Source organism: Paraglaciecola arctica, assembly GCF_018861065.1.
Lineage (GTDB): Bacteria > Pseudomonadota > Gammaproteobacteria > Enterobacterales > Alteromonadaceae > Paraglaciecola > Paraglaciecola arctica_B.
Genome location: NZ_JAHKQO010000039.1, coordinates 119066 through 136566 on the forward strand (window position 1 = coordinate 119066; position 17501 = coordinate 136566).

At 40.7% G+C, this 17501-nt stretch carries 8 protein-coding genes; all 8 read right to left on the bottom strand.

Features of this window, described 5'->3' with window-relative positions:
• Nucleotides 1-46: 46 nt before the first annotated feature.
• The 8 genes from KO534_RS18200 to KO534_RS18235 all read right to left on the bottom strand — a co-directional run bounded on the left by KO534_RS18200 (nucleotide 47) and on the right by KO534_RS18235 (nucleotide 16322).
• The gene (locus KO534_RS18200; RefSeq protein WP_215931802.1) at nucleotides 47-1930 is read right to left on the bottom strand and encodes a CRTAC1 family protein; all 1884 of its coding nucleotides are present in this window, start codon (nucleotides 1928-1930) and stop codon (nucleotides 47-49) included.
• A 253-nt stretch (nucleotides 1931-2183) separates the two neighbouring features.
• Nucleotides 2184-3638 carry a sulfatase gene (locus KO534_RS18205; RefSeq protein ID WP_215931804.1) on the bottom strand — a complete coding sequence of 485 codons (1455 nt, stop codon included), beginning with the start codon at nucleotides 3636-3638 and terminating at the stop codon, nucleotides 2184-2186.
• A 14-nt stretch (nucleotides 3639-3652) separates the two neighbouring features.
• Nucleotides 3653-5086: an aldehyde dehydrogenase family protein gene (locus tag KO534_RS18210; RefSeq protein WP_215931806.1), complete on the bottom strand. Its 1434-nt coding sequence runs from the start codon at nucleotides 5084-5086 to the stop codon at nucleotides 3653-3655.
• Complete coding sequence (locus KO534_RS18215; RefSeq protein WP_215931808.1) at nucleotides 5086-6237, bottom strand: mandelate racemase/muconate lactonizing enzyme family protein; 1152 nt, start codon at nucleotides 6235-6237, stop codon at nucleotides 5086-5088. Before KO534_RS18215 ends, KO534_RS18210 begins: the two co-directional genes overlap by 1 nt.
• Nucleotides 6238-6423: 186 nt before the next feature.
• On the bottom strand, nucleotides 6424-7032 hold the full coding sequence (locus tag KO534_RS18220; protein ID WP_215931810.1) for a hypothetical protein: 609 nt from the start codon (nucleotides 7030-7032) through the stop codon (nucleotides 6424-6426).
• A 196-nt stretch (nucleotides 7033-7228) separates the two neighbouring features.
• A complete protein-coding gene (locus KO534_RS18225) occupies nucleotides 7229-9094 on the bottom strand; it encodes an Ig-like domain-containing protein (protein WP_215931812.1) in 1866 nt (621 codons plus the stop codon).
• Nucleotides 9095-9178: 84 nt separating this feature from the next.
• A complete protein-coding gene (locus KO534_RS18230; protein WP_215931814.1) occupies nucleotides 9179-13036 on the bottom strand; it encodes a TonB-dependent receptor domain-containing protein in 3858 nt (1285 codons plus the stop codon).
• 847 nt (nucleotides 13037-13883) lie between these two features.
• Nucleotides 13884-16322: a beta-galactosidase gene (locus KO534_RS18235; protein WP_215931816.1), complete on the bottom strand. Its 2439-nt coding sequence runs from the start codon at nucleotides 16320-16322 to the stop codon at nucleotides 13884-13886.
• Nucleotides 16323-17501: the final 1179 nt, after the last annotated feature.

Genomic DNA, 17501 nt, shown 5'->3' on the forward strand with positions numbered 1-17501 from the left:
CAAAAAGCTAGATTATATATATTTAATAGATGTCTGCTCAGTACCACTATTTATTCTCCCTTTTATTGAATTTCACTTTACTGACCTGATTAAAAGTAGCTTTCTCCCGAAACGTTTCACTACCATCAGACCATGTGACTTTAATATTTACCGGCTGTATACAGTCTCCTAATCCAAAATGTACCAGTGGATTAAAACTTAATGAATACGCAGCTGCGGTGGCGCCAATCGTTTTTGTTTGCGTCATTCCGCAAGCTATTAATTGAACTTTTGCACCTAAAGCAGACGGGGTAGAAGAAACATATTGGCCGAAATCTAAGGTGATATAGTTGCCAACTTTAGATTGAGTATTACGAAACAAATGCCACTTGCCTCGTTCGTTACCGACCACAAAATCCATTTTACCATCTAGGTTATGATCGACAGCTTGGATCCCCAATCCATAGGCACCTAATTCGGTGGTTGTTATCCCATGGCTTGAAGACTGTTTAAATCCTGTTTTTGAATTAAGAAATACGCTAGAAGGATTAACATTTACTAAGTTCCCTCTGTGACGTACAATCAAATCTTGATAACCGTTATTATCAATATCTGCCACTGCTACACCCGTTGAGTGTGCCTTTACCAAAATACCTTTTGATTGGGTTACGTCTACAAACTTACCCTGGCGATTTTCAAGCAACAAATTACTTAAACCGATTTGATTTTCAGAGGCCTTATACCCTTCCACATTGTGCACTATGCCAGTAGAAGGTGCCCATAATTCCCCCGCAATGCGCCATTGTCGATTGCCAATATATCCAATGTAAGTGCCTTTTTTGTTCATGCTTTCAGCAAAGCCTAATGCATCACTATTGATGATACGAATATCACGACCAGAATGATTCTCACCTGGAAACGCGTAGTCATAAACAGACTCGCCTATATATAAGTTTTTATTCGGCCATTGAGATTGCAAATTTTCGATATTCAGTACATCACCTATGGTTAATCCACCAAAATCAAAAGGTCCTCTTTTAGTATAGAAGCCCCACACCTTAGTAGTGGGATCATAAAATGTTTGCCCTGCATAAAACTCTTTGCCTCTAGAAAAAAACAGATCCATATCGCCATCATTGTCAAAATCAATTTCAGCAATGGCGGTTACATCTTCAATAAGGTCAGGGAAAATAACAGAGCTCACATCGGTAAAACTCAAATCACCTTTTCCTTGATAAGCTTTGACCGCACCATGACCATAAATCACTAAGTCGGTAATATTGTCTTGGTTAAAATCAGTGACTAAGGTTTTTTGCCCATTTTGTTTTACCCCTGGCAAGGTACCGGCCACGATTAATTGTCCATCACCGGTATTTTCGTAAATATAATTTTCGCTTTGGCCTTTTTTCTCTTTGGACGGAAAAGCGAAATTTATTAAGTCTAGATCTCCATCATTGTCTAAATCGACAAACTTGACTGTGCGGCCACGCATCAAAGATAGAGGCGGTTCGAAATCTGCCAAAGGAACAAACTCACGGTCTTTAGTCACAGAAATTATTTTTGAGTTTCGGGCATTCGCCCCTGATCCACCGCCACGAGAAATAACAATATCTAAATTACCGTCATGGTTAAAATCTGCCACAGATAAGCCATGCATGTCGCCCATAATAACGTCGTAGGGATAGCTGTATTTGCCCTTGTTATTCCACATTACGCGTACGGCAAAGCCATGATCGTTTAGCAACACATCTGGGTAACCATCTTGATCCAAATCCGCAATAATCGGCGCGTCCCATTGGCGTAAATTTTTCTGCTCCCTGTCAAAGTCTTGGATGGCCTCTGAGAACATACTTTGTTGTATGCCAACCTTTGGTTGACTCACCACCTGAGAGGATTGGCAACTTATTATCCCTAAGACCAATAATGTCATGGAATATGATGAAACTCGCATAGTTAGGTACTCCTAGAGGTGGCCAGTTGAGTAAGCCTGATTAAATTGATGAATTTTCGTTTAAGCTTTTTCACCGTTGCTCTAACGCACATATAGTTTTTCCAAAAAGCAAATGCGGTTAAAAAGGCGAATAAGCCTAATTTGGGATTCATACCAATAATCCAAATAAAAGTGAGGCTTAGCTTAGAATTTGCTTCGAATGGCCGAACCAGAAAAGGGATTAAGACAAAACAGACTCAATCCCTTGTAATATTCAATTCAAATAAGGTCTAGGTAACACCTTTTCTGAATCATAAGGTACATCCGCTGGTTGCGTGCGATATTGATCCATACGTTCAATGTCATAATTTTCAAATTTACGTTTTAACAACCACCTGGGCCTCTCAAGAGTGGATTCCCATTCAAATATTTTTTTATACATTTCGCGCAATAGTTCAGGCTCTTTATAAGCTAAGTTTTGTACTTCTTTTTCATCACTTGGAACGTGATATAGCTCTGCTGGGCGGTCCGGAAAGCGAATTAGTTTCCAGTCACCCATGCGTATCGCCGCGCGAGTATCTTTTTTCCAATACAATACATCATGAGGGCGACCTTCTTTTTCACCTTGTAAATAAGGTAATAAGTCCACACCATCTAATTTTTCTAAAGGTTTGGTATCACCACCAGCGGCCGCATAAAAAGTGGGTAATAGATCTAAAGTGCTGACCGGATAAGGATATGCCCTACCCGCTTTAACTTTACCAGGCCATTTAATGACGTAAGGCACGCGAATTCCACCTTCTAAGTGATTCGATTTCGAACCACTTAACGGGAAGTTGTCTGAAGCATTTTTATCTGTCGGGCCACCATTGTCATTGGTAAATACCACTAGGGTGTTGTCTTCTATGCCCAACTCTTTGAGTTTATCGATAATTTTGCCAGACGCTCTATCTAAGGCTAACGTCATGGCGGCGACTGTTTTACGTTTTCCGGTTAACTCTGGAAACTTGGCCAAATCAGCAGGGTCTGCGTCCATTGGTGTATGTACTGCATTAAAAGATACGAAGGCGAAAAATGGTTTGTCCTGTTTCACTTGACGTTCGATAAAATCGTTAGCTTCATCAGCCAACACATCGGTTAAGTAACCTTCGTGCTCTTTTAAATATCGAAAACCACGCTCTAGCCAATCCAAATCACTTGGAGGTGCTTGTGAGTAGGGAAAATAACTACGGGCACCGCCTCTAAAACCATAAAACTCATCAAAACCACGTTTAGTTGGGTGAAATTTATCCGCACCGCCTAAATGCCACTTGCCGTAAAATGCCGTAGCATAACCTTGTTGTTTAAGGTACTGCCCCATAGTTTTCTCTGATAAAGGCACGCCCATTTCACGCTCATCGACCGCAGAGTTTTCACTCATATAGCCGGGCACATTGTTTTCTTCAAAGCCAAAACGTTGTTGATATCGCCCCGTGATCAAACCTGCTCTTGAAGGCCCACAAGTGGGGTCTGACACATAACCTTGCTCAAACCTTACGCCTTGTGCTGCCAACTTATCGAGGTTTGGAGTGAGCATCACCTTGCTACCTTGAAAACCAAAGTCGGCATAACCCGCATCATCTGAAAACAGCAACACTATATTCGGTTTTTTAGCCGCCACAGCGTTAAACGAAAGCAACACCACTAACAAAGATAGTCCTTTAAATAGTTTTGAAAGAGACAGTTTCATCACAGCACCTATGACTAATCGTTAACTAAAATAGAAACGCGTTTATTAGTGAAATACTCTTGCAAACTGTATCGAGAGCAATCTTTACCTACACCACTTTGTTTCAATCCACCATGGGGCAATTGAATTGAATAGTGGGCTTCATTAATACATACACTGCCCGCCTGAATTTCAGAAGCAGCTTGTAAACCACGCTGTAAATTAGTGGTGTACACGTAAGCACTTAAGCCATATTCACAATCATTTGCTAAGGCTAAAATGTCATCTTGATCGGAGAATGGAATGACCGCCAGTACTGGACCAAATATTTCATCGCTGACAATGTCCATATCTAAACTAACGTTAGACAAAATCGTAGGCTCCATAAAATAACCGTCTGTATGACTGTCAGGAATAGCACCGCCCAGTTCAACTTTTGCACCTGCTGCTACCGCAGCATTGACTCTAGCTAAAATACTGGAACGTTCTTTTTCACTACTCAGTGGCCCCATGATCCGGCCTTCCATGCGACCTACACCTAACTGAATACCTTGGGCATGGGCTTTGGAAGTAGCAATAAATTCATCATATACGGATTCGTGTACGAAACAGCGATTCGGAGATACGCAGACTTGACCTGAGTTTGCATATTTTAAATCCACGATATCATGTGCGGCTTTAGTGATATCGGCGTCTTCATAAACAATAACAGGGGCATTGCCACCCAGCTCCACAGAAAAATGCTTCACACTGGTGCTGGCAGTTTGCATACAGTTCACACCCGATTGAGTCGAACCAATCATAGTGAACATATCAGTGACGTTGCTGGTTAATAGTGGATTGGTCACTGCGTAGTTATCGCTGGTAATCACGTTAATCACGCCAGCAGGAAAGCCCACTTTAAGTGCTAGTTCAGCGCATAATAAAGTGGCTAAAGGTGTGACCTGAGACGGTTTAATAATGGCACTACAACCCGACGCTAGAGAAGGACCTAACTTGTACCCTAAATTTAATAGCGGAAAATTCCATGCTAAATAGCCAACCACCACGCCCAAAGATTGACGTTGAATGTAATGATGAAAACGCCCATCCGGATCAACCAAAACTGGTTGATCAATGCGCTTCGCTTCTTCAACAAAAAACTTCAAACAAGTAATTAACATGCCAAAGTCATACTCTGCGTTATCTAATGGCTTACCGGTTTCCGAAATCAATAGATCAATAATTTGATCTTTGTGCTGCTCTAACACAGCAGAATACTCCATGACCAGCGCTTCGCGAGCGGCTAGTGACGTTTTCGACCAGAGCTTAAAACCTTGTTCGGCGCTCTCCAATGCAAGTGTAACTTGCTCAGGATCCATATCAGGTACTTTAGCGAGTACAGTCCCTGTAGCAGGATTAATCACATCAAAGGTTTTCTGTGCGCTGTGCAGCGTTCCGTTTATCAACATTCTATATTCTGAATTCATTATTTTGTTTCCGTGGCACATACATCAAATTCTCTTAAGGCATTTAAATCTATTTCAACTCCTAAGCCTGGAGCGGTGGGAACTATCGCTTCACCATTGTTCACTTCTACTTCAACCGAATAAAGACTATCTCGAAGAGGATTTTCAGTTCTATCGTATTCTAAGAAAAGCTTTTTCTCTTCCGCTCTACCCGGTTCAGCATAACCTGTGGCCAAGAAGTGGGTCGCTGCTGCTAAGTTTAGTTGTGTGCCCCAAACATGTGGGATCATATTTAAACCAGAGGCAGAGGCTAAAGTACGAATTTTTAACGCTTCACTAGGACCACCACAATAGGCTAAATCAGCTTGAACTAGCTGTACACCGCCCTCCTGGATCAATCTTTGGAAACCATAACGAGTTTGTTCACATTCCCCAGTGGCAATGGCAATATTGGTTTTATCGTGCAACTGGCGGAATAAGTGGGGATGCTCAGGTGATAAGGGTTCTTCAAACCAAACATAACCATTTTCTTCTAACACTTTGGCAATATGAATCGCTTCAGGTAAATCGAAAGCATGATTTGAATCTGCGGCTAAGATTGTGTTTGGCAAGGCTTTGCGCAAAGCGACAATGAACTTTTCGTCAAACTCTAGATTTTTCCCCACCTTAATTTTCATGGCCTTAAAGCCTTCGTTGGCATAAGACACGGCTTCATCAACAAGAGCCGGAAGCAACTCATGTTCTGGTAAATCTCGATAATACATTCCTGTGGCATAACATGGTACTTTGTCACGCAAACACCCGCCCATCAATTGACTTACGCTCATATCCAGCGCTTTTCCTTTTAAGTCCCACAGTGCCATGTCGATACCGGACATACCTGCCATCATGATACCAGAACGAGCAAAGTCTATTGACGAACGCCACATGTGATGCCAAATCATATCGGTAGATAAAGCATCTAGGCCTAAAATTCGAGGAGCGTAAAATTTCTCTACCGCCGCTTGGATAACGTCGGCCGGGCCATAACATTCCCCCCACCCTGATACACCATTGTCAGCAATAATTTCAACCGCCAACACGTTTCGTTGATCATAAGACCATTGAGAAAAGCCAAACGGCTTGTCCAAATGACAACGTAGATGATGGGTTCTAATACATTCAATTTTCATATTCTATCCAGCCTACTTAGCAGCGCAAACTAATACTAGTCATCCACCACCCATAAATATACTAACAATATAAACATATGATGTTTATTAATGCAATTAATTTTAACAAGGAACTAACAATAAAAGCTGACAATAAACCAACCAAAATCCCTTTCTACTTCATCTTCACTAGGGTTTTCAGACAATTTATTGGTCACTTATACGAAACTCAAAATGTTTGCCTTGCTTTTTACTCAAGGGCTCTATGCTCTCTTTTGCGGATAAATAGACTACCCAAGCACTATTACTTGCTGGAAAATCATCCGTCATATTGCTCAGTGGCAAATTGATTTCACCTGTTCCATTCACCGGAAATTTAAGCGAGCCAAATTCTTTCCAATTACCACTGTCCAACAACTTAATATATAAATCTCTAGGTTCGGTAATGTCATATTTAGCGGTTAAAGCACTACTTTCATTGCCCGTAATTATTTTTGGAAAATTCACATTTCTGATTTTGTCTTGTTTGCTGAATAAGGATTTCTTCGGAATTTTGGTTTTATTGAGCACTAATAAATGACGTCGTGTTGGCTCGGTTATCCGATCTTTCCAACCTTTTCTGCGAGGCGAAAGGTACGCATCGATGCGGTATTTTCCTGGCTGTAAATTCTCTATGGGAAGTTCGAAGTGAAACTTGCCCGACTGTTTAATGCGTTTTTGTGTTTTTTTGACGGTTTTCCAACCATCCAAATTGACCACTGCCACGTGTAATTCACGAGTTTTACTGACTTGAACTTCAACCTGGACAACTGGCACTTCTTCAAATCCAATTTTGTCCTGAACAATAAATTCTACAACTTTGTCCTCATTAGCTTATGCCGATTTAGGCAAAAGTAGACCCACTAGAATGACAAAAAAAAAGACTTTAATGATTTCATTGGACCACCTCTTTTTTAGAGCAAAAAAGGCCCGCAATTGCAGGCCTTTTATTACAAGCTAAGAATTGAAAACCTTATTTTTCAACTACAGCTAAATCTTCTAATAAGATTTCATCGCCGTTAGCAAACCCACCTTCAAAATGGAAATTGTACTTAATAGGTTGAGGCAACCCAGACCAATCCTCAGGGATGGTATATTCACCTAATTCGACGAGTTGCCATTCGGTAGTATTAACTAAGGTTTTAGTTAATTGCATATTAAATGGCGCATATCGACGTCCCCAACTGTTGTATTCAGGGATGCTGTGATAAGTCGCATCATCAGCGGTTTTCCATGGAAACATAAAGTTAGTGATGGTTCTTTCTTGGCCCTCTTCAGCTAAGGAACTTAACTTCACCCAGACTGAAAATTCAAAGGTTTTACCAATCGATGTAGGTTGACCAAAATTACTGGCTGTCCAGCTGCCAGTGCTTGCGTTCCAGCGTTGCAACAAGGTGCCAATACCACCATTTGGAGGCACGTCAGCCCCGCCATTATCAGCATCAACAACCGTTATTTTCATTGCATTTGAACCGCCAAACCCTTCACCTAGTGCTGGAGAAACGCTGCTCATACTGCCTGTAGGAATCCAACGAGTGGAGCCGTTGGCCTCACTCACCTTTATGTGAACACCATTGATCATAGTGTCACTTTCGAAGCCATTACTAAAATCAAAAGGTGTAGCATCAACAGGGTTTTCAGTGTCACAGGCGATATTATTTACAACCGTAACATCAACCGTCTTCGCATCAATTTCGCCAGCCGCAACACCCGCTGTGTAACCTGATCCATATGCCGCTGTTAATGTTGCGGTATCGCCTTCATTTGCAGGGCTTAAAATAGCTGTTCCGCCAAACCCTCTTGATACTTCATGTTCAACTGCGATGGCATCATCTGATGACATCCAGTCGTACGTGTAATCACCGGTAAATGATTCACCTTCTATATGCAATGTAGGCTCTACCACTAGTCCCGTGCGAACGCACTCAGGAATTGATTTGGTACCTGTCAAGGCACCTAACTCATCAATATCACTGTTTGTGATATCAAGAGTAAAACCAGCGGTCACTGTTACGTCAGCGGTTTCACTGTGACCACCATCAACACTTGTTGCTGTGATAGTCGTTGTGCCACGGGCAACGCCAGTCACCATACCTGTATCTGCATCTACTGTCGCCACAGAGGTATCTGCTATAGAATAGCTAATGGCACTATTGCAAGCGTACACAGGTGCTGTTTGCGCAATAGCGGCTACAGTGCCGCCAGACGGTACACTTACATCTGCAATGGCAATAGTATTAACAGGGTCAGTGGCCGCATTTACTTGTAACTGTAACGTACGACGAGGGATTTCGGTTCCCGGCGCGTAGTTGTAACCATTATTGATTTCATAGGAAATGGTATAGGTCACAGTATTTGGGAAGTCTAAGTTACCATCAGGTGTTGGAGCACCATCATCCGTTTGAGGACCTCCACGTAAATCGGTGTTATCGCAAAAACGTAAACTTTCAGAAAACTTATCAGTATCAACTATTAAGGAGCGTCCATCTTCCGCCAGCCAAAACGGGGACACTTTAGCACTTGATACTAAACTTGAATTTGAATCTGTTTCTGGGGTGATAAAGTTTTGATCCGCAGTAAACTCCATTTGAGTAATTTTGATTGTACCGCCAAAGTCAGTAGCATTTGCCCCTCCTATTTGAACACCGTCAACCAAATTAACGCTTTGTATACCTGAATCTTCCGTTAATGTTGCAGTGAAGGATTCACCCTGTGTAATCTCAACAGGGTTAGCAGCGTTAATTTCAGGGTCATATCCCTTCTCAACTCCTGAACAAGCGCTGAGTGCTGCTATAACTGCACCTGCTACTGTCGTTTTCATTAGTAAGTTGTGTTTCATCTTACTTCTCCAATTTTTTAATAAGGAGCAGTGATTTCACTGCTCAATTTAATGCTTTAACTAAAAACAACTATTTAGGCTAAATTAAAACGTGCCTCGTATACCTATACGGAACTGACGCCCCGACTTAAATGCTGCTACTGTACGAGAGGTCACAACACTTTCGTTTTGAGCATCACCTTCATCCAGAACGACCGTCTGATCATTGTTATCTAGCGCATTTGTTGTGTTTTCATAGGTGTAGAATTGACGACGAGTATCATCGGTTAGATTGATAGCATTAAAGGTTAAACTGAAATTCTTAGTTATTTTATAGCTTGAGCTTAAATCCAAACGGTTCGTTTCGTCTTGCCAAATCACACCGCCTTGGATCCCTGAATTCACAACTTGAACACCGTTATACCTGTGCGCAAGTCTTACCATATAGTCATCCTTTTCCCAGAACACAGTGACGTTACCTGAGTGTTTAGGGGTAAATGGCATAGCGATGCCTTGTTGGAAGTTACCAGTGGTACCGATTTCTTCCGCATCACGCTCTGATTCTTGATAGGTGTAGTTAATGCTAGCACCCAATCCAGGTAAAAAATCGTAACTATCGGTATAAGAGAACTCTGCACCGGTTACACTAGAGCCCTTACCGTTTTTCACCACGTTGATATTGGCGACATCACATTGGATACTCCATTGTGATACCCAACCGGCTGGGTAACGCTCAGCGTGACACCCATCTTCAGAGCCATCTGGCAAACGATCAGGATCGAATTCTAATAACAAATCCGCACTTTGCAGTTCATAATCCTTTTTACGATCTTTATAGTGGTACGGCGTGCTGACGGTTTCTTCAAAGTTCACCATATTTTTGTTAAATAACGCCAATGACACCATACCGTCTTCACTGAAGTACCACTCGAAAGAAGTATCTAAGTTAGTCGACTCCAAGAATTCAAGGCCAGTATTACCAGCCGTTCCGTTTGCAGGATCCCAAGGACCCCCTTCGTTAATTTGGGTACGCGGATTCAGTGAATCATAGTTTGGCCGGGTCATGGTTTTACTTGAGGCAAAACGGACGATAAACTCATCGTTTACCGCGTAGTTAATATTAATGCTAGGTAACAAAGCTTCAACCTTAGCCGTGTTCGTTACAAAACCTTGACGCTGCCATACTTTATTACCATGAATATCATATAAATCTGTACCGTCCACATTTGTTGTCCAAGTACTGGTATGACGGCTAACAAAGGGGCTAACTGGGCGAACACCTGCGTTAGTGTAACCAAAACGTAACCACTGGTTAGCAGCGGTTGGAACAACATTACCGCTGGCATCAATAACTTGCATATCTTCAATTGCAAGAGATGTATTTATAGTCGTTGGACGACCATTTTCATCAAAATTCATCCAAACAATACGGTTAGCTTGAGGATCAGATAAATCTGCCGGTAAAGTACTGGTTGTTCCATCAAAGCCACCAGCTCCACTCCAGGGGTTACCATTTAACTGAGTTAAAGGCATGTTGTTGAAGTTGTATGCGGTTGCCACTTGCCATGCATAACAATCTTGAAATTCATCAGCATTTGCTAGAGAATTACGCCAATCCAAACTACCTGTAGTGGACAGATTTTGCCAAACAGGTTCTGGGCAAGCAGGATTATTTTCATCGGTTAAGTTACGTTCAACCAACAACTCGTATGGATCAACAATCCACGGTTGTTGCATGTAATTGATGCCCCCTACACCTGTGGCTTGTCTTGCGTCTTCAACGTAACGAAAGCCAATATTACCTGTTAATGCGCCATCTAAAGCTTCAAAATTCACTTTTAGATATACCGCTTTGGTGTCGACTTCTATTTTACGGGTTTGACCAATATCCACACGAGGTTGAAAGTCACCCGCATTATCACCAGTGAGGAGAGAAAGTGCCTTTTCATGACTCAACATAGGCCAACCTTCAAAGAAAGGTGTACTGCGATCCGACTGAATGCCTTCACCAAAATTATCGTAGGGAAAAGCTTCTCCAGACAATATGTCAATGACATTGATGTCAGCGAAGCCTCTCGCGCCTTCAGTATTACCACTGCCATCGTCTGCATCCGACGACGAAATGCCATCCGCATTCTCTATGCGAACATTACTAATTTGAATATCTCTTAAACGTTCAGCGTATTTACCACCGAATTCAATTGAGGTGATGTGATCACTGTCTACTAAGTATTCAAAGTCTAAGAATAAGGATTTGTTCTCATCTAACGATTTGTTATTTCGGAATGTAAAAGCGCCAAGGTGATTATGATGCAAATCGTAAGGATTGAAACGGCTACGTACATCAATGGCAGAACCGTCTAAAGCATCAAATACACCAACAGTAGAACCTGTTAGGTAACTACAATCTGCCAAACTACCCGAAGTACAGTCGTATCCAACCTTCTCATAATCTTCCACTGGCATACCCATAACTACATCTTTACCCGCTGTCCCCCACTGAGCAGTGTTCATGACCACATATTGATCATCTCCACCTTCGGGTGTTTCGTCTGTTGTTTTAGAGTACCCGGCAATCAAATTCATCCTAAAATTATCGGTAACGTCATAATCAACATTTAATGAAACAACATCCGTATCAATTTCTCTAAGACCAGACTCGCGGTTAAAAACGCCGGTAAAACGACGCCCTGTCATCTTTTCAACTGTATTAGTCGACAAGTCAATGACATGTTCATCGGATTCAGGTACGAATGAGGAAGTGTCAGACAGGTTTAAACGTAAACCTTGATTGTCGGTATATAAGTCCTGTTGAGTTTTGGTAATATCAAGTTGAATATCTAAAGTATCGGTTGGGCGCCACTGAAAACCAGTACTAATTGATGTCCGTTTACGTTCATTGGTATTTAAGTTGAACGCAACAAAATCACGAGCTCCTGCCCATAAGTCACCATAATGTAATACTTGACCTTCTGGCATATTTTCAGGATCTAAACCTGCTGGAATATCATGCTGTGCTTTGCCATTTCGGTCATAAACAACCTGGTTTGCAAGGTCGGCAATGAGTGAACCAGAATCGTCTAAATAAGTCACTGGGTTACCGTTTTGGTCGAATACATCACCCGTTGTCCCTGCTCCAATACGTTGGAAAGGCGCAATACGAATTTGGTTGCCATTCAAGTCTGTCGCATTACGAGAACCTGCCCCCCAGTCATCAAACTGCCAAGCCCCGTTTGTAAAGTCAGTGTTGATTCGGTCTGAACGAGTTTTTTGATTATCATGAGACGCAGTGATAATGAAACCAAATGAATCATCTAACAACTTGTGTGAAAAGCTTCCGACTAAACGACGGTCTTTTTCATCAGAAAATTCATTGAAACGCTGTTCCACAGTAAAAGAACGTCTATTCGAATTTAATTCAAGGGGTTTCACAGATCTTAAACGCACGCTGCCACCCAGTGACCCCTCATCTTGATCAGCTGCAGCGGTTTTAACTACATCAATAGAGGACAACATATCAGCAGAGAAAGTACTTAAATCAACACTATTGTCTTGAGAGCCTGAATCGCTGCTAAGGCCCCCCGTCAAAGCTACACCATTCATTGAAATTTGGTTCATAGCCGGGTTAGTACCTCGAATAGAGATACGTGTGCCTTCACCATCTGATTCTTGTACAGAAATACCTGTTACACGAGATAATGCGTCAGCAATGTTTTGGTCTGTTGACTTACCCACGTCTTCAGCATGTATTGAGTCTGACACCGATTCAGAAAAGCGTTTAGCGTTAATTGCTTTTTGTAAACTGGTTTTGAATCCAGAAACTTCGATAACTTCAATATCATTTGTCGCTTCTGGAGAAGATACGTTGGATTGCGATGCGACTTCTTGAGCCATTAATGGCAAAGCCATAAATGACGCAATTACACCTGCTGATATTGCATTTAATTTAAAGTTGTACTTCATGTGGTCTCTCCACGTTCATATCAATTGTTTTGGTATCTAGAACAGCTATTGCTGTTTACCTTTCCCCGCTCTGGCGGTTTATAGTTATGTGTTTTTCTACTCATGGCAGAATATTTTGTGTTTACGATTGGGTTATTGGCGAACCCCAAATTCAGTCTTTCAATAAAAGAATTTGAATTATAGGTAGCTGAACGATACAAATGGCCAACTACCCTTTAATTAAATCTATATAAACATATGATGTTTGCACTTGCAATACTTTTGTAACAGACAGTTAACAACTAGAAAACGTCATCAAATGTGCCAATAAAAATAAAACTCTATTTAAAACAATGAATTACTAGAACCTTAATATAGATTTGGTTAAGCTTTTAACTTTAAATAAAGTTAAAAAAATATTTTTATATCTAAATTAATTGAAAATTTTTAAGGCATGGCAGGCTCTTAATCGAAGATTTCGACTAATTGAGGCAGTTTATTTAAGATAATTGTTCTTCACAGGTGGAAAGGTTATTTTCTCTAAAAATATTTCACTATGATTCGGCTTGCTACTTAATATTGCAAATATAGAACTCATCAAGATAGAGAGTTCATCTATACTCTCTCAACTTTATGCACACATCATATAGAATATTAATATCATTATTAGGTAAGTAATTGGCCTCTCAGCGAGATTTTAAAAGGGCTTAGCGCTCGTCGCCCGTTCAAGGCGATTGAATGAAGTAACAGTTATTCTATTGGGAATTCGAGTAACGCAGAGTAAGTCCTTTTTTTGCAAGAAAAAAGGGCTAATACTTTGAAAGTTTTAGCCCTAGTTTCTATTGCACTTAGGTAAGCAATTCAGCTTTTATTTAGGTGTCACTTCTAACAGTAAAACCTCTTCAGAAGCTAAATCAAAATTTGCATCTATAGCATTACTAGTCATCATGTCTTTGATCTCAAACTTCTGTCCATTTTTCAATGAAATCTCAAGCTTGGCTGTGTTATGACCCACATTTAAAATATTCACTAGGTAGCTGCCATTACCTTGCGGCACTACTCGCCACATAGTGGTTTTATGTGCCTGACCGTTGTCTTCTACAATGACAACCTCTGGTTTGCTACTTTCTTCCACCTCTGCCATAGCAACTTGTTTTATTTTCGCGATACCTGTTGTTTCCAAGATAATCAGCTTGCCGTCACCTTGCGTTAGTTTCTCTGTGCGGGCGTGACCATATTCATTAAGTGATAATGCATCCTTAGTATCTAAAATCACTGTACCACCACCTGATAAGTATTTTTGTAGGCTGGCAAACTCTTCGTCGGTTACATAGTTATTGCGATAAACCACCACAACATCCCACTGATTGTTATTTTGCTTGTTAATAATATTTTTGGTGACAAAACCCAGTGGGAAGCCTTCAAAGAACAACTCTTCATAAAGCTCGTACCCTTTGGTCATGTAATCATCAATATTGATTGCAGTGGTTTCTGAATAGAATAAACGTATAGGGCGACGTTGCTCGCGTAATTCAATAATCTCTTCCGAGAAACTGTTAAGATCATACATTACTTGTGTAACTTCATTGCTCACATGAGGTTGCATATTATTTGAGCCTGCATAAGCTCCCCCTAAACCAGGATCAAAGAAGTCTAACTCCCCTTCTAAACGATCTTCTGGTGAACCATCTGGATCACGTGCCCAAAACCACCCCATGTTTGCATCCATACCCAGTAACGTTGCTAACCAATACACACTGCGTACATAGCTTGTGCGAGTATCGAGATCCCGCCATTGTCCTGAGGAAAGGAAGTGAGACTCTGAGTTGACGTTAATTTTATCTGGCGCCACTGATTCCATAAAATCATGGAACATTGCCACTTTGCCCCAATCATAACTATATTTTTCAATCCACTTTGATGACTTACCAGGCCTAATATTTTTACTACCAAATGACTTAGCATCGTGTCCTACCATAGTCGTTAATTCCGCTAACGCTTCTGTATCAATACCGCCCGAGCGTGCGTCTTCCATAAACATACGAGGCATAATTTTAATATGGGTATCGGCATCAGGGTTGACTGCATGTAACTCGTCTTGCATAAACTTAAACCATTCTGTGCCTCGGTCCATGTTATAGCGCATCCAGTCAAACCAAATAGGCTGGCCTTTGTAAGCAGTATCTAAAGGAATTTCAATTTCAACTTGGGCAAAAGTTGTATAGTTCTTACTCCAATTACGATTTAAACCAGCAATATCACCTTGGTACTTATTATCTAACCAATTACGGAATTTATCTAAGGTATAAGATGAAATGTCATTCATCTCTTTAAACCTATAAGTCCAATGCCCTTTCTCCGAGAACCAGTGTGGCTCATTGGCTAAAACAAATCCCAATTCAGTCACTTTTTTGCCTTTGGTTAACTCGCCGGTGCGACGAATAATTTGGCTCCATAATTTACGGGCAAGTGGGTTATCAATATCAAACCCAGTAAATAATGAGCGGCCTTTTCGCACCTCCGGCTCTTGTTTCTCAACCCATTCCGGAATACCCATGATCCAATAGTACAAAAAGCCAATATTGGTATCTGGAATACTGGTTAATTCCTTCATCAATTCTTGATCAAACGTACCGTCTTCTTTAACTAAAAATGAGTTAATTGCGCGGTCGTGATCAACTGGATAAAGGTTTTCACCACCGTGATATAACGCACCTAAGTGATCGTTATAAATATCGGTATTAGTCAATGGTTGGCCAACCGTTTTAGAGAAATAGTCGTAAGGAAAAATGGGTTTGCCGTTACTTATAAACATGTTGTCAGCTGCTTTAGTCCCTTGCCAATCAACTTTATTAACAGGTCGACGCTTGATTTCGCCACGCAGCTCCTGATCCAAAACATCAATACCTTTTTCAAGGATTTCGATTACTCTGTTGCGCTCAAAATCAGGTAATTCAGCAGCTAAACGCTTTTTATCTTTGGCATAATATCGTTCATATCCAAAGGCCATCTCAATGGCTTCTGGATTGGCTTCATCCCAGTTAGCGAATTTTAAAAATTGTTCAGCAAACCAAACGATGGTTTCTTCACGCGCCACATCAATTTGTTTAGCACGCGCTTCATCCATCATCGACTCAAGTTGCTTTAGCTTTACTCTCGCTTGTTTTTCTAAGGGACTAGTTATGCTCGACTCAACGTTAGCCACAATGTTGGCATCATCCTTAACATTTGTACCCTTTTGAGGAGTACACGCTGCAGTTAGCAATAAAGTAGTTGCGATAGATACGGCTAGTAAATGATGTTTCATGTTTTTCTCTCTTCTTGCCAGCATGGCCTTTTACAGCATAAATGCTGCTGACAATGCCTTGGTTAATACTTTTCGGAAAGAATCATACATCATATGTTTGCATTTGTATGCTGTTTTAACATTTTTTTAATAATTTCTTCAGTAAGGGGAAGTAACAATTGATATAGAAAAGGGGACTCATTGAATGTTCCCTTTGTTTATCACTTAGCAAAGTTTATTTGATTAACCAATGTGGATTTTACCAAACTGAAATAAATTACAGTGCTTTCTTTTACCCTTCTTGGTTGGTCTTTGCTAAGCCTGCTTTTCTGTTTGTAGGTCATGCTAAACCAAGGATTTCATTTCTTAGCAAAAGTAAAAAGTCCACCCTTCCATACCCACTCATGGGTTTTCTCTAGAGGCTTAAATTCGGGGTTATGTTTACTTCCCCCCCCGCTTCCCCTTGTTTACGCTTTGTTGAGAAAAACATGAACCCAACGATTAACGGAATTAATGAATAAGTTGCAGGCTCTGACATTAATTGAGCTTCAACGTCATTGAAATTTATATCGACAGCTAAAAATACCGTGCAACTGAACAATGACAGAGTAGTTATTTTGGTCGATGCAGTAAAATGTAGTTCACCTAATTTAAAGGAGGTTCGTACAACATCGGTAATTCTTTCTAAAAAACTAGCTTGTAGGTAGATTGAATCGTTATTCTGAACAAGTACCAGTACAAGCATTTTTTAAGATAATAATTTATGTCACTTTTGCATTACTACTCCAGAGTAAAGACAAACTAACTGCAATTAATAATCTAATTTAATAAATCAAATCTGAGATGGTGGTCATTTTGGAACTATTTTTTGTGTGACCATTTTGTGGCCACTATTTAAGTTAGTAAATCGAAAACTACTCTAAATGCGCCAATAAGCCATATTGTTTTGACTGCTAACTTATTGATTATTGGTACTTAGTCTAATTTGGAGGGGTTTATGGCGTAACAATGTGTACTATCGATACCACCTTGACATGGTGGGGGTCGGTGGTTCGAATCCACTCGGTTGTACCAATTATAAAGGCCTTTAGGCTGATTCAGACACTAAATCGCAATTAAAAATCTAAAACGGGAACGTTTTGGGAACGTTGGTGAACTAAATCAACTGTCTATGTTTTTAATCTGTTCTATGATTTTCCC

Excerpts from the sequence above, each read along its gene's own strand:
- KO534_RS18200 (WP_215931802.1), bottom strand. The coding sequence starts at position 1,930 with ATGCGAGTTTCATCATATTCCATGACATTATTGGTCTTAGGGATAATA.
- KO534_RS18205 (WP_215931804.1), bottom strand. The coding sequence starts at position 3,638 with ATGAAACTGTCTCTTTCAAAACTATTTAAAGGACTATCTTTGTTAGTG.
- KO534_RS18210 (WP_215931806.1), bottom strand. The coding sequence starts at position 5,086 with ATGAATTCAGAATATAGAATGTTGATAAACGGAACGCTGCACAGCGCA.
- KO534_RS18215 (WP_215931808.1), bottom strand. The coding sequence starts at position 6,237 with ATGAAAATTGAATGTATTAGAACCCATCATCTACGTTGTCATTTGGAC.
- KO534_RS18225 (WP_215931812.1), bottom strand. The coding sequence starts at position 9,094 with ATGAAACACAACTTACTAATGAAAACGACAGTAGCAGGTGCAGTTATA.
- KO534_RS18230 (WP_215931814.1), bottom strand. The coding sequence starts at position 13,036 with ATGAAGTACAACTTTAAATTAAATGCAATATCAGCAGGTGTAATTGCG.
- KO534_RS18235 (WP_215931816.1), bottom strand. The coding sequence starts at position 16,322 with ATGAAACATCATTTACTAGCCGTATCTATCGCAACTACTTTATTGCTA.